Origin of the sequence: Yoonia sp. BS5-3 (assembly GCF_038069655.2) — a bacterium.
Taxonomy (GTDB): Bacteria; Pseudomonadota; Alphaproteobacteria; order Rhodobacterales; family Rhodobacteraceae; genus Yoonia; species Yoonia phaeophyticola.
Genome location: NZ_CP150951.2, coordinates 3,059,352 through 3,077,040 on the forward strand (window position 1 = coordinate 3,059,352; position 17,689 = coordinate 3,077,040).

Below are 17,689 nucleotides of genomic sequence, written 5' to 3' on the forward strand. Positions count from 1 at the left end.
AAAAAGAGAGGGCGCGGTGACAGGTTAGGGCGGCCCGCGCGACAAAAAGACGGCCGTTAGGCTGCTGGTGTCGCCCTGGATCGCAAAGACCCCGCCAATATCTGTTGGCCCGTCATCGGCGGTGCTGCCTGCAAATTGGCTGGACTCCAGAACAAGCGTCCCTGCGCCAGGGTCCGCATCGGGGCCAAGCGTCGGGAGACGTGTACCATCGGCATCAAAGAGGCTGACAATTCCCTGTCCGCTACTGACTATCCGCGCGCCGCAGAGGCCAAGCTGAGTCCATTGCAGCGACGCAAAGGGCATTTGCGGCCCGGACGTCACTTGAAACCGGTTGGCCGTGAAGGTGGCCCGGCCTGATCCAAAGCCGATCCGCATGCTGAAATCGCCGCGCGCCTCGGTTACGGACACTGCGCCTGCATCATCCACGCTTGTGTAAGTCATCATTATGCCGCCAGCCCGCGTCACCTGGCCAAGCTGGGGGATATCCTCTTGCAAGGGGGGCAGGCCCGCAACCAAAGGGCCGGTGACAGTGACACCATCGACACGGTAGCTTAGCGCATAAGCCAGTGGCAGGGTCTGGCGGGTGTTCAGCGCGGCAATCGGGGTGGCCGCGCTTTGCCGCCAACCGCGCAGCGCGCCCGCCTCATCGGCCCGCACCCCCCATATTCTGCTGTCATCAATCGCCAGGTTGCGCGGCAATGGCGCCTTGCTGGGCCCGGCGCGCCCGGAAATGGCAAAGGTCGTCCCACCCATCGAACCATCAACCAGCTGCAAATACGCGCCGGTCAGTTTTCGGGCCTCAGACCGGTCAACATCGCAGGGCAAATCCGGGCCAAGGCCGATGATTTCAAAGGCGGGTGTGTCGCGGATCTGGTTGACCGCGCCTTCAATCTTGTCGCATCCGCCAAGGGCCATCAGCGATAAGGTCAGAGGCAGAGCAGGGGCAATATTCATCGATCCGCCCCCGCACCTTGGGGTTTATCGGTGATCAACGTGCCTTCATCGATGTAAAAGGGAAAGACGATATTGCTACGCGCATTGGTCTGGCGGATCCGGTAGGTCAGATCAGCGGCCAGCCGGCCCTCAAGCGGGTCAGTGGGATGCACCTTGATCTGCTCAAGCGTGATGCGCGGCTCAAAGAACAGGATGGCGCGTTCAATTGCGGCCTCCATGGCGCGCATGGTGGGAGCGTTCATCGGATCAAACAGATAATCATGGATGCGGCAACCATAGGTGGGATGCATCACACGCTCGCCCGGGCGGGTTTCAAACAGAATGCGCAGGCTTTGCATGATATCCTCGGCCTCGGTGACCAGGGCTGGCTCTCCGGTGGCCGCGTCAAAGCGGGGCGGAAAGGACCAGCCGCGTCCAAGAAATCCGGGGTCTTCGAAGGTCATCTGTCAGCCTCCGATAATCACAGTGGGGGCGCCGGTGATGATGCTGCCGCCATGGGATGTTGTGTCGCCCATCCGGGCGGCGGGGCTGCCGCCGATCATCACCGTTGCCGAGCCCTTAGAGATCGTGGCCGGTGGCCCAACACAGGTGCAACTGTCGCCCTGAATGGCCGCAGGCAGGCTGACGATCAGCACCGTCGCCTCGCCGGGGCCGATGATTGGCCCGCCCACATGGGGCACCGGCCCGTTGGCGGCGGGGCAAGTGTGCATATCGGTCAGGCGAGCGGCGGGCGGCATGGCGGGTCCTTTCTAGTTGATCATCACGATCGAGCCTTCGACCGTGGTTTGCCCAGATGAGCTGAAACTGGCGCTGGCGCTGCCTTCGGCGGTCAGCTCAACATCGGCGCTGGCGCTGACATTCATGCCGCTGATTTCCACATCCAGATCGCTGGCGATGGTGATGTTTTGCGTGGCGGTGATGTCCAGCGTGCCCTCTGCGGCGATGGTCATGCCACTATCGGCCATGGTGATCGTATTGCCTGTCACATCCGTCAGGGTGATGGTGCTGGCTTCATCGTCGATCACGATAGATTGCCCGGCAGGGGTTTCGGCGGTCAGGATTTCCTTTTGATCGTCAAAGGTGATGTGGATGCCGGATTTGCTGGTGATGGTCTTCAGTTCATTTTCTTCGGTGGCATCATTGGTACGGGCCAGACTGCCACTATGTAACGCGCCCAGAACAACAGGGGCACCGGGGTCTGCTGATAGAAATCCGATGATCACCTCATCGCCGACCTCTGGCAGAAACTGGATACCGGCCCCGGCCGTGGCATAGGGCTGGGCATAGCGCGCCCAAAGCTCTGCGGGGGTTTCACCCATCAAGGGCACGCTGACCTGGATCATCGCATCATCGGCCATCGGGTTTGTCCCGCCGCTGTCGATGATGCCCAGAACGGTCGCCACATGTAGCCCTTGCACGGGCGCGGTCAGCCCCGCCGCGCCCGGTGCTGCCATGCCAAAGCTATCACTGCGCCAGCCCATCGGCAGCCCTAGCCGGGCGGTTGTGCTCCAACTGCCGGCGCTGATCTCATGGCTGATGCCGCAGACAAAGGCGGTTCCACCCATCCTTTCGCCGACACCGGCCAATTCAATCGTGTCGCCGGGGGTGGCCAAGGTTGAGCCGGGATATTGGCAAGTGCCGCTGATCGCAGCCAGCGGCGGACGCAGGGCGCGGGCCTTGGCCATGGTGGCCAGATCAACCTGACCCGCGGCATAAGGCGTGGCAATATTGTGTATGCGGCTGCCAGTTGCATCTGTCAGATCAGTAAAAGGGGTGTTGCCCCATTTGCCGCCATCAGCGACGTCCTCTGTTTCGGTTGTGGCGGCTTGCGATGCCGGATCCCAGCCGCTGATCTGCGCGCTGGAAAACAATGATCTTGCGTCTATTTTACAATCAAAATCAAAGATATCCATGCCAGCCGTCAGCGTCATCACTGCGCCGGTGCTTGGGGCAGGCGCGGCGCTGGTGATCGTGCCATCATCGACAGACAGAACCTGGCCATTGCGATCCGCCAGCATCCGCAGGAAATCCCAATCGGTACAATCATATTGCACGATATCGGTCGGATCACCGGTGGTGGTGGTCACATCGGCGACCAGCCCGGCATCCGTAATCACGGTAGACATCACATCGGAATCGGTGACCTGCGCCGCGCTTGTCGTTTTGCGGATATCCGTCAGGCAAATCGCCTTGTCACGGCAGGTCAGCTCAAGCGACCCACCGCCGCCCGAAAGACGCAGGCGCGTGGCGGTGATGATGCCTTTGAACAGCGACTGTTCCGCGCCGCCACCAAAAAAGGCAAAGGCCTCAATTTCGGTGCCGATTTCAAAATCGGTGCCATCGGTTAGCGGGAATTCCTGTGTGGCGACAGCCCCGTCAGCAAGGGTGATCAGGGCCTGCGGGATGCGGTTCAGATCGGTTGTCACGCGCACCGTTTCAACCGCGATATCATCTGCAATGGCAGCGCCAGAGACCTTGATGATCACGCCCAAGGGGCCATCAACGCCAGTGATTGGTGAATCGGCCATGGCTTATCTCATCGGGGGGAAACGCAAGAGCGTGTCCGGCTTCAGATTGCGGAAATTATCAAGATCGTTGAAGCGCGCGACCTCAAGGTATTTGGAGACATCTTTGTAAATCCGCTCGCAGAGCAGGGGCAGGGTGTCGCCCTCGCGGACCTGAACGATATGGGTCAGATCGGGGGATTGGTTATTGGCCTCAAGGGCAACCTGCGCTTCGGTCAGGGCTTCGATGAATTTCAGCTTCATGGCAGCGCGCAAGGGCACACCATCAGGATCAAATAAGGTATAATCGATCTCAAGGCTGGTCAGGCGGCCCTGAAAGGCCTTCAGCTCATCCCCCCAGTCGATTTGGACCGCATCGGGCTCATGTTCCTCGCCCGAATAGGCATAGGCGATATCGCGCAGCTTGTTGATCTGTTCGGCGACCGTGGTGCCTGCCGCATCGGGGACAACACCTGTGCCATCCAGGGTCAGATCGAACGATACCTCTTCGGGTTCAGAGGCCGAGAATTTTGGCACCGGCGCAGGTTTACCGATCGCCGCGCCCTGATCGGCGCTGGCCCCGGAGAATTTGGTGCCATATTTGCGGTTATAGGATGAGGGGTTGATCGTTGTGGTAAAGACATTTCCATCCCCGCTCATAGGCGAGATTTGCGATGTGCTGGTGCTGCACCGGGTGATGGTCATCTTGGACATTACAAAAGCCCTTCCTTGATGCGCTGCTCCGAGGCGGCAATCTGCTGGGCCAGCGCCTCTTGAAATTCGCGGCGCAGCCGGTTGGCCAGATCTTGGATCTGCGCCTCACTTAGCCCGCTATCACTGGGCCGCGCCTGACCAAATGAGCCGCGTACGACAAGGCTTCCAATCTCGATTGCCATCATGCCATCCTTTGTAAGGTCGTGTAGGCCAACTCTATGGTTTCAAAGGCCAATTCGTTTTTCATCGCGTCCAGATCGCTGACGGTCCATTTGACCGGAAAAGCGTTGCCAATGGACCAGACAGCAACGGGGATCCGCATTTCATTCAGCAGCGAGACGGTCATATCCTTGGGTATGATCGGCTCGGCCAGCCCGCCCTCAAGCGAAGACCGACACCATTGGACCAGCCCACTGGCTGCGGTTGTCATGCCGCGCTTGAGCTTGAGATTGCTACGCTTGGCCGGTTTGGGCAGTTGATGCACAAACCGGTTCTCGCCACCTTCTTCAAGGCTTTCCAGTTCAAGCGATGTCTCTAGCCCGCTGACCTCCTGAAACGCCATATCGGGGACTGGCGGGACGAACCCAATGAAAACCACCGAAAAATGAAACGCGACAGGAGGGTCAAAAAAGGCCATGACTTTAGGCGTTCTCGATCACAAAGCCTTCATGGGCGATCTCAATGCTTTCGACCGCGACTTCGTTACCTTCTGCTTTCAGATCGGTGCCGATCACCTTGACCGGAAAGGCATTTTGCACTTTCCAAACCATGGTCGGGGCCTGGGCCTCATCGAGCAGCGAGATCGTCAAAGCCTTGCGTGTGATTGTGTTCATCTTGATTTCGTTGAACCAATCAAAGATCGCATTGTCCTTGGCGAACACGCCTTTCTTCATGGTGATATTGCCCGATTTGATCATCCCGGGCATTTTCGAAGTCGAAAACACCGGGTTGTTGCCCGCGCGATATTCCAGCGGCTCGGTTTCGATATCGAGGCCCGAGACCTCTTGGAAGGCCAGTTCGGTGTCGTCCCATTTCACCTGAAAGTGGAACTTGGGAAGGGGCCAGATCGACGCGGATTGGGCGGAACCATCTTCTGCCATGGGTGAACTCCTTTAAAAGATTATGATTTCTGCATTTGCTGCTGGAAGGTGATTTCGATGAATTCCGCAGGGCGCACGACGGCCAACAGAACGGTGATGCGCAAAATCCCCTCAAGGATATCAACCGGGGTCATGGTCTCGCCCAGACCCACATGCACACTGAACGCGTCCGATGGCACAGCGCCAGCCAGGCCGCCTTGCTTCCAGATCGAGGTTAGGAAGTTTTCGATCATTGAGCGCATGGTCACCCATGTCTGGGCGGTATTGGGTTCGAACACATAGGCTTTGGAGGCCAGGCGGATCGATTCCTCGATCATGATCATCGTCCGGCGCACGTTGATGTAACGCCAATCCAGGCTGTTGCCGTCCAGTGTCCGCGCGCCCCAGACCAAGGTGCCTTCGCCCACAAAGGGTCGGATCGCGTTGATCGATTTGCCGGTGGTCGAGACGTTCAGGTTTTCCTGCTCTTCATGGTTGATGTTCACCATGGGCGAGGTGACCGAGCCGACGCTGACATTGGCGGGCGCTTTCCAGACGCCGCGCGTGCCGTCGACCATCGTGTAAAGTCCGGCCATCGCCGAAGAGGGCGGCATCGCGTTCAGGCGCTTGGTCATTGCCTCCATCACATCGTTATAAAGCGGGACAACGGCGCGCATCGTTTTATCGATCGTCGCAGGCGATGGCGTGTCGGTTTTGACAACGGCCAGCGGGCTGTCAGGGACCAAAATGCGCAGATCGGCAAAGGGCAGCGGGGCATCATCTTTGGTCATGGTATAGGCCACTTTGGCCTCGGCCCCGACAAATTCGGCATTGGGGGTAAAGGTCACTTTACCGCTTTCTGCCTGCCAGGTGCCGACCCCATCGATGTCCTTGGTCTTGCCATCATCGCTGGTGGCATCACGCAGCACGATGCTGTCGGGATCGGCCCCTTCATTATCGGCGGCAACGTCGATCTCAACCGGGGTTTGCTGCTGCACGCCAGACAGGTTCAACAGGCCGCCCACAACCTCAACCGCGATTTCGCTGGCATCTGTGGCGATGCCGTTTGCATCTGTGACGACAACGGCAAATTTGCCTGCCTTGGTGGTGCCATCATGGACAAAACTGACCGCACCGGTTTCCAGCTCTTCCTGGGTAAAGCTGTCGATGGCCGCATCAGGCGCATCGGTTTTGACAACCTTGCCGCCCATCTTGGCCGCATCACCAATCACGCTATAGGTCAGCGCGTCATCGCTTGTATCATCGTCCTCGGCATTGATGTCGGCCTTGGTGATCGGTGCCGTCAGGCCAGGGGTCAGTGACAGCGTAAAATCACCGGTCAGGGCCGGGGCGCTGGTTTTTTCGATCTCAGCGGCAAGTTCCTTGTCGCCCGGCACGCTCATCTTCAAGAGCTTGATCAGCTTTTGGCGGGCCTCGGGGACGATGTTTTCATATGTGACATCGCGCACCCCAAAGACCGAGGTATTGACCCATGGATAATAGGCCGCGCCAAAATCCAGCTGGTTGATCCCGATATCACTGCGGAAGGCGGCAACCGGGTTGCCCATCGGGCCACCCTGCGGCAGATGCCCGCCAAACACGTCAAGGATCGCAAAGCGGTTGCGCATCTCAAGCCCGCAGTGGGACAGCATTTTTTGCTGCACCGAAACGCAATCCTGGCGCGCAAGCCGGGTCGCTTCGGGGATCACGACCATGGTCGGCTCGGATTCCTTTTTCAACGCATCAATGGCCGCCTTCATGGCGTTCGCGTCGATGGCGTTATGCTCTTTCTCGCCAGTGTCTGAGCCTTCCACATCGACCATATATTCGCCGATCGAGACGATGTAGCAGGGGCCACCGCCATTTTCAAAGAACAGCTTCATCGACCCATAAAGGTTGAAGGCCGGGGTTTTCTGGACCAGCTCATGTTTGACCGGGCCCAGCGGTCCCTGGGTGGTGAAAACCGCGCGCGGCAGGCTGTCTTTCATCCCAACGCCATCTGCGGAGAGGGGCGAGGTGCCTTCGTGATCTTTGTAGCCGACAATGTCGAACATCGGTTCGGGCGGGCCGCCGAAATAGGTGATGAACTCGCCCATCGATGTGATGCGCTTGGGCGCCATATGCAGGGACACATTCCCATTCAGCGCTTTCTGCGTATAGCCGATAAAGGCCGGCACGGCCGTCGCGACTTGCACCACCGAATTTGGGAATGCGCTTTTTTCGACGATGTAGACGCCGGGGGTCTTCATGACCATGGGGACTTCTCCTTTACCATAGGCTGACGAAAATGTCGGATTGCAAGGGCGCGCGCGCAGCCGGATCAGCGGCGCGGCGCAGATGGACCCCGGCTGCGGGCAGCACTGGGATCAGCGTAATCGGATCAAACGGAGGGGCCTGAAGGGCCTCAAGCGTAAAGCGCGCATCCGGCCGATAACGCAGCGGGATCGCTTGGGTTGATCGAAAGACCCGCGCCAGCGCGCCATCAGGCAATGGGCTTTGGCCCAGATCTTCAAATGTGGCGTTGTTATTTTGATCAATAACTTGCAAATCCACCCCTCCCTTGCTGCCTGTCACGTAGTAGGCCCAAAGCGTCGCCACCGCAGTCAGTCGCAGTGTGATCAGACCCGTGCCCTCCGCCGCGACAGGCAGGTTAACACGCAGTAAAGGATCACCAGGAAGGCGCGGCGCGTCTGTGAGAATTGGCACATCAACCAGGGCGATATCGGTATTTTCCGTCATCCCGCTCAGGTCGAGATGCGGTGTGCGGCCCCAATCCTGTCCATCGGTCAGCGCCAGAATATCGGTGTCTGCGCTGGTGACATCGACGGTGATTATCTGATTGTTATCAAAGACATCGTCGTCCGCAATCAGATCAATGCGGGCCGGGCTGCGCTTGGCCAATACTCCGGCCATTGCCAATGCGTGCGGGTCGCTTGGAAAAATTTTTAGCGGCACAGTTTCATCGCCCCAGTAGTCATGGGCGATTTGAAACGAAAGGGCGATCCGGTGGCTCATGTGGTGGTTTCCCTTGCGGGTGCAACGCCTGCGGATGGTTTGCGGATTGTCGGTTTGATCGACTTGATGGCGCCGCTTGACAGGGTGATTGTGCGGATCTTGAACATGACAGAAGGCACATAGCGCCCGCCCAGGTTGCCCCACATCTGGCCCATTTCTTCGGGGCGAAGATTGCTGATCTCAAAGGACAGTTGCTGCATGTCGCGCGGCATCTGGGGCGTGTTTTGTGGGGTCATTACCGGGTAGGTTTGAAAAAACATCAGCGCCGCAGACAGCATTTTCAGCCCTTCGGTGTAGATGTTCGGATCGTGGTTGGCCGCCAGCATGGCGTAGATATCCAAATGCAATGGCGGGGCATCCGCCGTACGTCCCATGACTGATGCAGCGCGGCCCCGATTTTGGCGGGGCATCGGATCTTCTGCGATATTGGTGACAAACAGGGCCAGACGATTGCGTGAGATATCCGATGGTTTCCGATCGGAATCGGTGAGCGGCGCGAGAACCACGAGATCCTCAGCCGCCTCAAACCGGCCGGCCAAATGCCCATTCAAGCGCTCGGCGGTCAATGACAAAGCAGCATCAATCACCAAAACACCCCGCCAAAAAACTTGCGGACACGCGTGTAGAGTCGAGTGGCCATGCGGCCCCCTGTTTTCGTTTTACATTCGGAACAACAAACGAGAGTGGCGTCTGTCTTTTGGGGGCAAAAAAATACAAAATATGAAAAGAGGTTGCCCCTGCGTTAAGCTAGGCACAGCACTGAGTGGCTTGGCAAGAGCTGTTTTCTGAAATTTAATAAATTTAGTAATAACAGTATGTAACGCTGTACTGTTAATGTGACGTGCAGCACTGAAGCACAATAATATGCCTGAATTTCATCTATAGGGCGAGTCGGGTTGATCAGGTTTTTAGGCCGATCTTGCCCAACCGTTCTGAACGTTTTTGCGCGGTGAAAAACCTAGGTTTAGGGATATGGATCGCGTACAGAAACTGTACAGATGCTGTATGTACACCGCCCGCTTATGCGTGCAGGGCGATGGCTGCGATCCCGACACCGGCCTCGACCGCGAAAAAGATGAATTTGCGCTGTGACATTCCGTCCAAAACCAGCGATGTGAGCCGCCCGACCGCTGCGCCGCACCAACAGAACCCAAGCATCAGATAGGCGTCAGTGCTGCCCAGGATCAACGCGCCGATGCCCATGCCGACAAATAATGCGCCAACCGAGGCGCGGATTTCTGACATACCCATCGTCGTTGGTCCCGGCGAAAGATCAAGAGCGCCCATCGTGTAACGCGGTGCCAACCAGCCAAAACAGCCCAGCGCAATGCTGAGCGCGGCGAAGATGAAGTTGATGATGTCCATGGGGCCTTCCTGCGCTGCTCTGCCCTAAAAACTGGGGCAGGGCGGGCGGACATCAAGAGACTTTTGCATTTTCCTGACAAACGCATGGCGGCGGCGCGATTGTTATTGAATAACAAGGGACGTTTTTCTAGGGGCAGGCATGCATTTATTCAAAAAGGCCCGAAAAATGAACCTATTAGCGACATCGTGTTTAAGTTGTGCTTTGGTATTTGGTTTGACGCACACCGCTACTGCGCAGACGAGCGCAGAGCAAATTTGGGAGGAGGCCAGCAGCCTGTTCCTACCCAACTATCTGAGCAAGTTAGATAGCAGTGAAGTGCCATCGGTAGATCGCGCACTGGGAACGATCCACAGCTTTGAACGTGAAGATCAGGCTGACGGAAGTGTCATTATCCGTGCCCTTGAGCTTGAAGTGAAAATGGGGCGCGGCAAGGCAGTGATGCTGATCGATGAAATCACGATTGCGCAGAATGAGCAGGGCGATGTGTCTATTCAATTGCCGACGCAGTTTCTGATCAGTCATCATGAACGTGCGTCGGCTCGGCAACCGGATCTGTACAGCGTCTTTTCAAGCGGTCTGATGCTGACGGTCGAAGATTTCGACGCATATCCAACCTATCGCCTAACTGCCGACAGTGCCTCAATTGACGGTCCCGGTCATGATGAACTTGCCAGTCTTGGCTTATCGTTCCGAGATCTAGACATTAGTTATACGATTTCGGCCCCCATAGATATAGCCGGAGCGCAGGATGATACCTTGAAGTTAGCTCAACATGTTATTGAGTTGAGCGCCGGTGCTGTAAATGCAGACTTCGATATTAGTGGTCGCGACCATCAATTCGTGGTCGGTAGCGTAAATCTAGACAACCTCAGTTTCTCAGCGAACTTGGGCACTTTCGATGTTCGACAGGAGGAAATCGTGGTGTCGGGCGCTCTCTTGCCACTGCAACTGATGACACTGCAACTTTCAAATAGTCAAGGAATGCGTGACCAAATATCAAGTGGCTTTCTGGATTTCACGACTGAATTAAGGGCGCATCGGCTTTCTTACGATATTGAAATGAATAATTCCGACAACGGTTATGCGCGTTCATCTTTTGAAAGTATCCATCCCGGTTTTGAGTTTTCTGCTGACCGTGATCGACTAACTGTTTCATATAGCCTACAGGGCGCCCGCAGCAGGCAAGGGGAGCCGTTACAGCATATGGGGCGCGGGCCGTTTCCATATCAATCCCAACTCGATCGTCTGTCCGTGTTCCTTTCGATACCGTTTGGCCGCACGGAGGAACCGGAACCGTTTGAGATGCGTTTCATTTTGAACGAGTTGGAACTTGATGAAAATGGTTGGGCCGTGTTTGATCCTTCCGGCGCTTGGGAGCGTGGTCCCATTAACGCGTACGCGCGACTTGAAGGAACCGCCGAACTGCTGGTCGATATGTTTGGTCGCAATAATTTTCAGTGGATTGCGTCTTTGGATCCTCGTGCAATCAGGCTTCATTCCATTCGTTCAGCTGCTGCCTTGCCTGGTTTGCCGGATATTTTACTGTCCGGCCCAGGGACCGCTTTGGAGGCTGAGGTAGATCTGACTTTTGATCCGTCTGACACGAACACGGCCGCCGGTTTTCCGCAACCAAGTGGGGAAATCGTGTTTGAGCTGATGGGGCTGAACAGTCTGCTTGATAATCTGGTTGGTTCGGGCCTGATGGAGGACCGCGACATGACCATATTGCGCGGTATGATTGAGAGCGTCGTCCCACTTGCAGAAGATGATATTCTGCGCAAAACCGCGATCTTTGATGAAAACGGCGGGTTTTCGATTGCCGATACAGTCGCCGAAGAGTGACAGGCTATGCCGTGACCTTTTGTTTGCCGCCCGGTTTGCACCGGGCGGCTTTTTGTTTCAGGCCAACTGGTCGATAAAGCAGGATGTGATTTCGGCGATCTGCTCGGCCGTACTTTCCCGTTTGAAGAATGTCGCGAACCCGGTTTCAGGGAACATCAGATAGGTTTGCGTGCTGTGATCGACCAGATAGTAGTCTGGATCGTCATCATGGGCCCGGTAATAGGTCCGATAGGCCTTTGATGCCGCGTCAACCTGTTCGGCGCTGCCTGTCAGCCCGATCATATCCTCGTGGAAATTATCGGTGAAGTCGCGAACCACTTCGACCGTATCCCGTGGGGGATCAACAGTAATGAAGACCGTCCCGATATCGATCCCTTCATCTGCCAGCATATAGGCTGCCGCCGCGTTTCGCGCCGTATCAAGCGGGCACACATCGGGGCAGAATGTATAGCCGAAATAGACCAGCGTTGGCTTGGTGATAACGTCAACATCCGTCACCGTTTCACCGGTTTCCGAAACCAATTCGAACGGCCCGCCGATGGCCGACCCTGCAACGGCTGTATCGCCACATGGATGTGCGCCAGCGCTTTGCGTTTGCCAGGCATAAAGCCCAAGCCCGGCAGCTGCGGCCAAAGTTGTCACACCAAAGATGACATGTTTCATGATCAATCTCCGTCAAAAAAGGGGGCGGCGCCTGATTTGCACCGCCCGGAAAAGGTTAATGCCCGTCATGGCCGCTATGATCGTCGTGCCCGCTGTGATCATGCCCGTCTATGTCCCGCGTGACGATGTCAAAGCTGATTGGCACCTCGCCTGAGACCTCAAAGATCAGCGTCGCATCGACCGTTTCGCCTGCCACAAACGGCGCATCCCGCAGCCCCATGAACATTACATGCTGCCCGCCGGGCGCCAATGTTACCGTTTCACCTGCTGGAATGCTGATCCCGTCTTCCAGATGCACCATCCGGGCGACGCCTTCGCTGTTGAATTCGGTCGTGTGGATTTCGACCCGGGGGAAATCGGCCAAAACGCCGATCAGCTTGTCGTCGCTATCGCCCGTATTGGTGATCTCCATAAAGCCGCCGCCTGCCATCGCAGAGGGCGCGGTTTCAAAGGCCTTGACCTGATTGATTTGCAGGGCTGGATCGGCAAAGGCCGGTTGGCTGAGCGCGCAAAATGCGGCCAGCGCGAAGGATGTACGTGTCATTACATGTGTCTTTCGTCATGAAGGATAGGCCTGCATCGTTTCATATCTGCAGGCAGTCTGAGATCGGTTTGGGTCGATCAGACGAAAGGGGGCGCGCGGGCTGCGTGCGGCGCATAGGCTGCGGCGGTTTTCAGCTCCACCGCTGTGATCTTGCCCCTTGTTGCAATGCTTTGCCCGATCTGCCGGGCCGCAATTGCCATGCCGGGCAGGGCGCAGCCTTGGCTGATCACGCAGGCCGGGCATTCTTTGTGGATGCCTGCCGGACCGGTCCCATCCGTGCAAAGCGCGCCCAGATCGCCACCGGCCAGCACATATGCCTCAAGCTGGGCCTGTTTACCCGGTGGCAGCATGTGATGCCCCCAGCTGGTCAGCGCTAGGGCAACCAGCAAAGCGGCAGATATGATCCAGCGGGATATCATGTGGTGCGTTTGATCTTTCGGCGGTGATGGGTCAAGGCCCGACTTATGTGGCGGGGTACCTTCGGATGGATTTATCATGTCAGGTTGCGCAATCAATGCCGCTTGTATCCGAAAGGCCCTTGTGGGGCAAAGGGACGCAGACATGAATTGCGCATTTCCGTCGCCATTCAGTGTTAAATGAGACAGCCCGGTCCAAGAGCGCGCCTATGATGATCGCAACACGCATCATTATCGGAAGGAACACAAAAATGTCAGAGCGCTTAACCAATACCCGTTCGTCGGTCCCGAGCCAGCCGCCTGGGAGCGTGACGGGCGCGGATAGTGTTGATGGGGAAGCAAATCGCCTGGCGGGGCAGGCTATGTCGGTCCATGAAGGCAAGAAGCCTGCAAGTGTTCGTGCAAAAGTCTCGGGTTTGATATCACAGGCTCGCAGTGCCTATAACCGCTTTACCGCAAATTTTTCCGGCAAAAAGCCGACCGCATCTTCGGAGTTGCCGTCGGCCCAACAGCGGCAGGGCCCCCGGTTTTCAGATTTCTATTCGTCAGACGGGAGTATTTCTGAAAGTAGTACAGTAAAATGGACCAAACTTCTTTTCGAAGATTCGGAAACATCTGAGGATTCGGATACGGCAGGCGCGGGCAACAACGACGATGCTGCGCAGCGCGGGACAGGTGGTTCAGCGAAACCAGCACTGGAAATCAGAAGTAAGCTCTTGCAACAATTTGATCCGCCGGCTGCCGAAACTCCGGTCACTGATGAAACTGCGGAGGTGACATCAGATCATGCAGGCGCTGCCGATGCTACGCAACGCAGGACAGATGGGGCGCCGCGACTTAACATGGCCACTCTTTTGAGAATGCAAGAACAGGCCAGTGAACATCCGAGTTTGTCAAGCGAAGCCCAGGGCGATACAGAGCCAGTTCAGCTGGAACAAGATGGTTCAGCAAAACCACCGCTGGAAATCAGAAGTAAGCTTTTGCAACAATTTGATCCGCCAGCTGCCGAAACTCCGGTCACTGATGGAACTGTGCAGGTGAGATCGGATGATGCAGCCGCTGCCGCTGAGCGTAGGCGGGATAGTATGGAGCTGGATGCATTTTTGTACGCTGATGCCAATGACGAGTCGGAGCAGTTTTGGGACAAGGCGCATGCCGGTGAAGAATACGATCTTAAGAAATACTGGGGCGACCAAGAGGATGATGGGTCCGAGGTATAACACTGCGCCGTAGAAAAAAGGGCCCTCTCATCAAAGTCTGATGTGAGGGCCCTTTGCGCCAAAGGCGCATGAAACGAAAGCGTCCCTTAGAAACCGGCTTTGATCAGCTCAAAGGTTTCCGCCTGCCGCTCGCGCAGTTCATTGCTCATTGGCAATTGCGCCAAAACAGGCACGTCAATCACCCCAAGCCCGGACGCTTCGAGGTCGTCGGCGGTCACTTCGGATGTCAGCGCGGCCGCATTGGAGGACCCATAGCCTGCATCAAGCAGCGGCAGGACCGAACTTTCGGCCAGCATGGCGTTGATATAATCATAGGCCTTGTCTTCGCTGCCTTGCCCTTTGGCCATGTTCACATATCCGCAAAGCCAGAGCGATGATCCCTCGGCGGCTTCGCGTTGAAAGGCGATGGGCCGACCTTCTTCCACCATTGTCGGATAGGTTTCGTTCCAGGCCCAGCTGACCAAGATCTCACCCGATGCCAGCAATTGCGCCAGTTCTGCCGGATCCGTCCAGTAGGTCCGCAGGTTCGGATGCACCGCGCGCAGCCAGTCTGAGGCCGCTTCGAATTGTGCATCCGTGGCGGTGGTCCAGTTATCAACGCCGGTTGCCAGATAAGCCAGCGCATAGGCGTCATCCACATTGTCCGGCAGTGTCAGCCGCCCCGCATAGGCGGGGTTTGTGAAGACGTTCAGGCTGGCCACGTCCTCGGCCGGGACCTGATCTGGGTTATAGGCGATCGCGGTTGAGCCGAAATCGGTTGGGATAAAATAGGTGCCATCGCCGCCGACATCGGTGCCGGTCAAATTGCTGTCCAGATCCGCATAGGCGGGGATTCTGGCGGTGTCCCAAGGTTCGATAATGCCGCTTTCGGTCCATTTGCTGACCGAGCCTGCGCAGATATGTGTCACATCAGCGGCGAAACCGGCGCGGATTTTCTGGAACGCCTCATCCTCATCCCCGAAAAAGGAAAAAGTCGGGCTATCCCCATGGGCTGCGATATAATCTTGGTGAAATGCAGGGTCTTCAAAGCCCGAATAGTCAAAGACCAAAAGGTCTGCGTCCTGGGCCGTCGCTGCGGTGGTCAGGACGAGGACTGATACAGCCCCAAGATACGTGGTGCGATTCATGATAGGGTCTCCCGATTACGCTTTGACGGGCAAGCTAGAATTGCTGCATCGCGGCGGCAAGGGGAAAATGCCAGAGTATCGTTAGGTTTTGCAGCCATCCGCGCAGACCATCCGTCTCTGATCGAACAGCAAAAAAGTGACTTGACCCTGACACTAGCGTCAAACCGTTAAGGCTGGCGCTGCGTCACGATGATGCACAGGTTTTAGATAGGAAAAAGACGACATGACACAAAACAACCTTTGGCAAGATAAGGTCGCGATTGTGACCGGCGGTAGCGCAGGTATCGGCGCGGCGACAGCACATGCGCTTGCCCTGGAAGGTGCGCGCGTGCTGATCACCGGGCGTGACCCTGACAAGCTGTCCCGCGTGGCTGCAGACAGTGATACCATCGAGCCCTTGCAGGTCGACAGTGCTGACCCTCACAATGCCGCCCGCATTGTCCAGGCGGCCACCGATCGCTGGGGCCGTCTGGACCTGATCGTGAATAATGCGGGCGCGGGCCAGCCTTTGCCGATCCCCGCCTATGATGCTGATATCATCATGAAAATGGCGGCGGTTAACATCGCGGCCCCGTCGCTGTTGTTAAAAGCGGGCCTTGCCGCTTTGCGCGAAAGCAAAGGTGCTGTGGTGAACGTTGGCACAGCTGCGTCCCGCATGTCAGCGCCGATGATGGCGCATTACACAGCGACCAAGGCTGCATTGGATCAGTTGACCAGATCATGGGCCATCGAATTGGCCGGTGATGGTATCCGTGTGAACGCTGTGGCCCCTGGGCCCGTCAAGACCGGCGCTTTGACCGGGATGATGGGGTTGCCTGATCAGATGGCCCAGCAGATCGAGCAGCAAGAAGCGGCAGAAGTTCCATTAGGCCGCCGGGGCATGACAGGTGACATTGTCCCGTGGATCTTGCGTTTGGGAAGTGCCGAAAACGCGTGGTTGACGGGGCAGGTTATTGCTGTCGATGGTGGTTGGTCACAGCGAATTTGACGCAGCACTTTGGCTGGGCGAATGGGCAACCTTCGCCTGGCTCCCTTGATGCCCTTTGACTGCGTTTCCATATAGGATCGGTCGAAGCGGAGAGGGATCAATATGCAGGCGAAAGAGGCAGCTGCCCATCTGGGCATTACACCGCGCATTTTGCGCCATTATGAAAAAGAAGGTCTGATGGATGTCGCCCGTTTGGTGAATGGATACCGCAGCTACGGCGCAGCGGATCTGCGCCGTGCGCGCCGTATTCGTGACTTCATTGCATCTGGTTTTTCGACCCGCGAAATTCGTGCCATGCGCGCGTGCCTATCAGATGATGCCGACGGCCCGTGCGAAGGAGGTATTGAAAAGATGGTCGCGAAGCTGGCGCATATTGACCGCCTCATGTCTGACCTGCACGCACGCCGCCAGTCTGTGCTTGATCGCATTGAAGATTTGCAAAGGGCGCCCCTTGTTGCTGCGTCGCAGGATTGACCCACCGTATTGTCTTGTGATCACCCGCTACTTGGTTTTTTCGGCCCGCGCTGCAAAGACGCTTTGCGCAAGGTTTTGCGTTTCTTCTTCCAGCGCCGTCAGGGCCGTGGCCGTTGCTTGCCCGTCTGAGGCCGCGATTGCGTCGGCGATTTGCGTGTGCAGCGCGACGATCTTTTCCCGGTCCCGTGCCCCGAAGGTAATCATGTTCATCAAGGGTTGCATCGCCTCGACCGCCCCCGCCAGTTGATAGGACAAGACCGGGTTGCCCGCCGCATCGACCAATGCCCGGTGAAAGGCCACATCTGAGGCGCAAAAGGCTTCATCCGTCAGGCCCGGTTGCGCCTGACGATGTGCCTCGGCCCGCATTGTCGCCAAATGATCGGCCGTCCGCCTTTGGGCCGAGTAGGGCGCGCAGGCCCGTTCAAGCGCGTAACGCGCCTCGCATGCCGTGGCGAAACTGACATCATTCATCGATAATAGCAGGGTCGAGGTGGTGATTTGCTGGCCATATGCCTCTTCAAAGCGCAGGCGGTTCACAAAGGCCCCGCCCGTGGCCCCGCGCTGGGTGCGGATCAAGGATTGCGCGGCCAGCCGTTTCAGCGCTTCGCGCACGGTGGGGCGCGAGACGTCGAATTGCTCGGCCAGTTCGGCCTCGGATGGCAGGCGTTCGTCAACCGGCAACGCGCCCGAGATGATCGCGTCGCGGATTGCCTTGGCGATTTGCGCAGAAAGGTCTGCGGGGTTTGAGGGGTCAATTTTCATTTGTCAGACAATTAAACGTCT

General features: G+C 57.1%; 21 protein-coding genes. 4 read left to right on the forward strand and 17 right to left on the reverse strand.

Features of this window, described 5'->3' with window-relative positions:
• Positions 1 to 24 precede the first annotated feature (24 nt).
• From AABB29_RS15535 to AABB29_RS15590, 12 genes are all read right to left on the reverse strand, one after another.
• Entirely contained in the window at positions 25 to 954 is a 930-nt protein-coding gene (locus AABB29_RS15535; protein WP_373636613.1) for a hypothetical protein, read from the reverse strand.
• The gene (locus AABB29_RS15540) at positions 951 to 1,397 is read right to left on the reverse strand and encodes a GPW/gp25 family protein (protein ID WP_341366045.1); all 447 of its coding nucleotides are present in this window, start codon (positions 1,395 to 1,397) and stop codon (positions 951 to 953) included. The genes AABB29_RS15535 and AABB29_RS15540 overlap by 4 nt, the downstream gene beginning before the upstream one ends.
• Positions 1,398 to 1,400: 3 nt before the next feature.
• Entirely contained in the window at positions 1,401 to 1,691 is a 291-nt protein-coding gene (locus tag AABB29_RS15545) for a PAAR domain-containing protein (RefSeq protein WP_341366044.1), read from the reverse strand.
• Positions 1,692 to 1,703: 12 nt separating this feature from the next.
• Entirely contained in the window at positions 1,704 to 3,482 is a 1,779-nt protein-coding gene (locus AABB29_RS15550) for a phage baseplate assembly protein V (RefSeq protein WP_341366043.1), read from the reverse strand.
• A 3-nt stretch (positions 3,483 to 3,485) separates the two neighbouring features.
• On the reverse strand, positions 3,486 to 4,172 hold the full coding sequence (locus AABB29_RS15555) for a peptidoglycan-binding protein (RefSeq protein WP_373636614.1): 687 nt from the start codon (positions 4,170 to 4,172) through the stop codon (positions 3,486 to 3,488).
• Positions 4,172 to 4,357: a hypothetical protein gene (locus AABB29_RS15560; protein ID WP_341366041.1), complete on the reverse strand. Its 186-nt coding sequence runs from the start codon at positions 4,355 to 4,357 to the stop codon at positions 4,172 to 4,174. The genes AABB29_RS15555 and AABB29_RS15560 overlap by 1 nt, the downstream gene beginning before the upstream one ends.
• On the reverse strand, positions 4,354 to 4,809 hold the full coding sequence (locus AABB29_RS15565; protein WP_341366040.1) for a phage tail protein: 456 nt from the start codon (positions 4,807 to 4,809) through the stop codon (positions 4,354 to 4,356). Before AABB29_RS15565 ends, AABB29_RS15560 begins: the two co-directional genes overlap by 4 nt.
• Before the next feature lie 4 nt (positions 4,810 to 4,813).
• Positions 4,814 to 5,272 (reverse strand): phage tail protein, encoded by a 459-nt coding sequence (locus AABB29_RS15570; protein WP_341366039.1) that lies wholly within the window; start codon positions 5,270 to 5,272, stop codon positions 4,814 to 4,816.
• Between the two features lie 20 nt (positions 5,273 to 5,292).
• On the reverse strand, positions 5,293 to 7,506 hold the full coding sequence (locus AABB29_RS15575) for a cadherin-like domain-containing protein (protein WP_341366038.1): 2,214 nt from the start codon (positions 7,504 to 7,506) through the stop codon (positions 5,293 to 5,295).
• Between the two features lie 13 nt (positions 7,507 to 7,519).
• The gene (locus AABB29_RS15580) at positions 7,520 to 8,266 is read right to left on the reverse strand and encodes a hypothetical protein (RefSeq protein WP_341366037.1); all 747 of its coding nucleotides are present in this window, start codon (positions 8,264 to 8,266) and stop codon (positions 7,520 to 7,522) included.
• On the reverse strand, positions 8,263 to 8,853 hold the full coding sequence (locus tag AABB29_RS15585) for a DUF4255 domain-containing protein (protein WP_341366036.1): 591 nt from the start codon (positions 8,851 to 8,853) through the stop codon (positions 8,263 to 8,265). The genes AABB29_RS15580 and AABB29_RS15585 overlap by 4 nt, the downstream gene beginning before the upstream one ends.
• 433 nt (positions 8,854 to 9,286) lie before the next feature.
• Positions 9,287 to 9,631 (reverse strand): DUF4345 family protein, encoded by a 345-nt coding sequence (locus AABB29_RS15590; protein ID WP_341366035.1) that lies wholly within the window; start codon positions 9,629 to 9,631, stop codon positions 9,287 to 9,289.
• A 139-nt stretch (positions 9,632 to 9,770) separates the two neighbouring features.
• On the opposite strand from AABB29_RS15590, the gene AABB29_RS15595 reads away from it, so the two are divergent.
• Positions 9,771 to 11,474 (forward strand): hypothetical protein, encoded by a 1,704-nt coding sequence (locus tag AABB29_RS15595; RefSeq protein WP_341366034.1) that lies wholly within the window; start codon positions 9,771 to 9,773, stop codon positions 11,472 to 11,474.
• A 57-nt stretch (positions 11,475 to 11,531) separates the two neighbouring features.
• Here the strand turns inward: AABB29_RS15595 and AABB29_RS15600 are convergent, their stop codons facing one another.
• The 3 genes from AABB29_RS15600 to AABB29_RS15610 all read right to left on the reverse strand — a co-directional run bounded on the left by AABB29_RS15600 (position 11,532) and on the right by AABB29_RS15610 (position 13,100).
• Positions 11,532 to 12,137: an SCO family protein gene (locus AABB29_RS15600; protein ID WP_341366033.1), complete on the reverse strand. Its 606-nt coding sequence runs from the start codon at positions 12,135 to 12,137 to the stop codon at positions 11,532 to 11,534.
• A 55-nt stretch (positions 12,138 to 12,192) separates the two neighbouring features.
• A complete protein-coding gene (locus AABB29_RS15605; RefSeq protein WP_341366032.1) occupies positions 12,193 to 12,681 on the reverse strand; it encodes a copper chaperone PCu(A)C in 489 nt (162 codons plus the stop codon).
• 77 nt (positions 12,682 to 12,758) lie between these two features.
• On the reverse strand, positions 12,759 to 13,100 hold the full coding sequence (locus AABB29_RS15610; RefSeq protein ID WP_341366031.1) for a hypothetical protein: 342 nt from the start codon (positions 13,098 to 13,100) through the stop codon (positions 12,759 to 12,761).
• Between the two features lie 206 nt (positions 13,101 to 13,306).
• Here AABB29_RS15610 and AABB29_RS15615 point away from each other — a divergent pair, with 206 nt between their 5' ends.
• The gene (locus tag AABB29_RS15615) at positions 13,307 to 14,317 is read left to right on the forward strand and encodes a hypothetical protein (protein WP_341366030.1); all 1,011 of its coding nucleotides are present in this window, start codon (positions 13,307 to 13,309) and stop codon (positions 14,315 to 14,317) included.
• A gap of 86 nt (positions 14,318 to 14,403) precedes the next feature.
• Here the strand turns inward: AABB29_RS15615 and AABB29_RS15620 are convergent, their stop codons facing one another.
• Positions 14,404 to 15,444: an ABC transporter substrate-binding protein gene (locus tag AABB29_RS15620; protein ID WP_341366029.1), complete on the reverse strand. Its 1,041-nt coding sequence runs from the start codon at positions 15,442 to 15,444 to the stop codon at positions 14,404 to 14,406.
• Between the two features lie 223 nt (positions 15,445 to 15,667).
• On the opposite strand from AABB29_RS15620, the gene AABB29_RS15625 reads away from it, so the two are divergent.
• Both AABB29_RS15625 and AABB29_RS15630 read left to right on the forward strand, forming a co-directional pair.
• Entirely contained in the window at positions 15,668 to 16,432 is a 765-nt protein-coding gene (locus tag AABB29_RS15625) for an SDR family oxidoreductase (protein ID WP_341366028.1), read from the forward strand.
• 102 nt (positions 16,433 to 16,534) lie between these two features.
• On the forward strand, positions 16,535 to 16,906 hold the full coding sequence (locus tag AABB29_RS15630; protein WP_341366027.1) for a MerR family transcriptional regulator: 372 nt from the start codon (positions 16,535 to 16,537) through the stop codon (positions 16,904 to 16,906).
• 27 nt (positions 16,907 to 16,933) lie between these two features.
• Here AABB29_RS15630 and AABB29_RS15635 read toward each other — a convergent pair whose 3' ends face one another.
• Entirely contained in the window at positions 16,934 to 17,668 is a 735-nt protein-coding gene (locus AABB29_RS15635) for a FadR/GntR family transcriptional regulator (protein ID WP_341366026.1), read from the reverse strand.
• Positions 17,669 to 17,689 lie beyond the last annotated feature (21 nt).

What these genes read in the sequence shown, in the direction of transcription:
- AABB29_RS15535 (WP_373636613.1), bottom strand. Translation starts at nt 954, where the DNA reads ATGAATATTGCCCCTGCTCTGCCTCTGACCTTATCGCTGATGGCCCTT.
- AABB29_RS15540 (WP_341366045.1), bottom strand. Translation starts at nt 1,397, where the DNA reads ATGACCTTCGAAGACCCCGGATTTCTTGGACGCGGCTGGTCCTTTCCG.
- AABB29_RS15545 (WP_341366044.1), bottom strand. Translation starts at nt 1,691, where the DNA reads ATGCCGCCCGCCGCTCGCCTGACCGATATGCACACTTGCCCCGCCGCC.
- AABB29_RS15550 (WP_341366043.1), bottom strand. Translation starts at nt 3,482, where the DNA reads ATGGCCGATTCACCAATCACTGGCGTTGATGGCCCCTTGGGCGTGATC.
- AABB29_RS15555 (WP_373636614.1), bottom strand. Translation starts at nt 4,172, where the DNA reads ATGTCCAAGATGACCATCACCCGGTGCAGCACCAGCACATCGCAAATC.
- AABB29_RS15560 (WP_341366041.1), bottom strand. Translation starts at nt 4,357, where the DNA reads ATGATGGCAATCGAGATTGGAAGCCTTGTCGTACGCGGCTCATTTGGT.
- AABB29_RS15565 (WP_341366040.1), bottom strand. Translation starts at nt 4,809, where the DNA reads ATGGCCTTTTTTGACCCTCCTGTCGCGTTTCATTTTTCGGTGGTTTTC.
- AABB29_RS15570 (WP_341366039.1), bottom strand. Translation starts at nt 5,272, where the DNA reads ATGGCAGAAGATGGTTCCGCCCAATCCGCGTCGATCTGGCCCCTTCCC.
- AABB29_RS15575 (WP_341366038.1), bottom strand. Translation starts at nt 7,506, where the DNA reads ATGGTCATGAAGACCCCCGGCGTCTACATCGTCGAAAAAAGCGCATTC.
- AABB29_RS15580 (WP_341366037.1), bottom strand. Translation starts at nt 8,266, where the DNA reads ATGAGCCACCGGATCGCCCTTTCGTTTCAAATCGCCCATGACTACTGG.
- AABB29_RS15590 (WP_341366035.1), bottom strand. Translation starts at nt 9,631, where the DNA reads ATGGACATCATCAACTTCATCTTCGCCGCGCTCAGCATTGCGCTGGGC.
- AABB29_RS15595 (WP_341366034.1), top strand. Translation starts at nt 9,771, where the DNA reads ATGCATTTATTCAAAAAGGCCCGAAAAATGAACCTATTAGCGACATCG.
- AABB29_RS15600 (WP_341366033.1), bottom strand. Translation starts at nt 12,137, where the DNA reads ATGAAACATGTCATCTTTGGTGTGACAACTTTGGCCGCAGCTGCCGGG.
- AABB29_RS15605 (WP_341366032.1), bottom strand. Translation starts at nt 12,681, where the DNA reads ATGACACGTACATCCTTCGCGCTGGCCGCATTTTGCGCGCTCAGCCAA.
- AABB29_RS15610 (WP_341366031.1), bottom strand. Translation starts at nt 13,100, where the DNA reads ATGATATCCCGCTGGATCATATCTGCCGCTTTGCTGGTTGCCCTAGCG.
- AABB29_RS15615 (WP_341366030.1), top strand. Translation starts at nt 13,307, where the DNA reads ATGATGATCGCAACACGCATCATTATCGGAAGGAACACAAAAATGTCA.
- AABB29_RS15620 (WP_341366029.1), bottom strand. Translation starts at nt 15,444, where the DNA reads ATGAATCGCACCACGTATCTTGGGGCTGTATCAGTCCTCGTCCTGACC.
- AABB29_RS15625 (WP_341366028.1), top strand. Translation starts at nt 15,668, where the DNA reads ATGACACAAAACAACCTTTGGCAAGATAAGGTCGCGATTGTGACCGGC.
- AABB29_RS15630 (WP_341366027.1), top strand. Translation starts at nt 16,535, where the DNA reads ATGCAGGCGAAAGAGGCAGCTGCCCATCTGGGCATTACACCGCGCATT.
- AABB29_RS15635 (WP_341366026.1), bottom strand. Translation starts at nt 17,668, where the DNA reads ATGAAAATTGACCCCTCAAACCCCGCAGACCTTTCTGCGCAAATCGCC.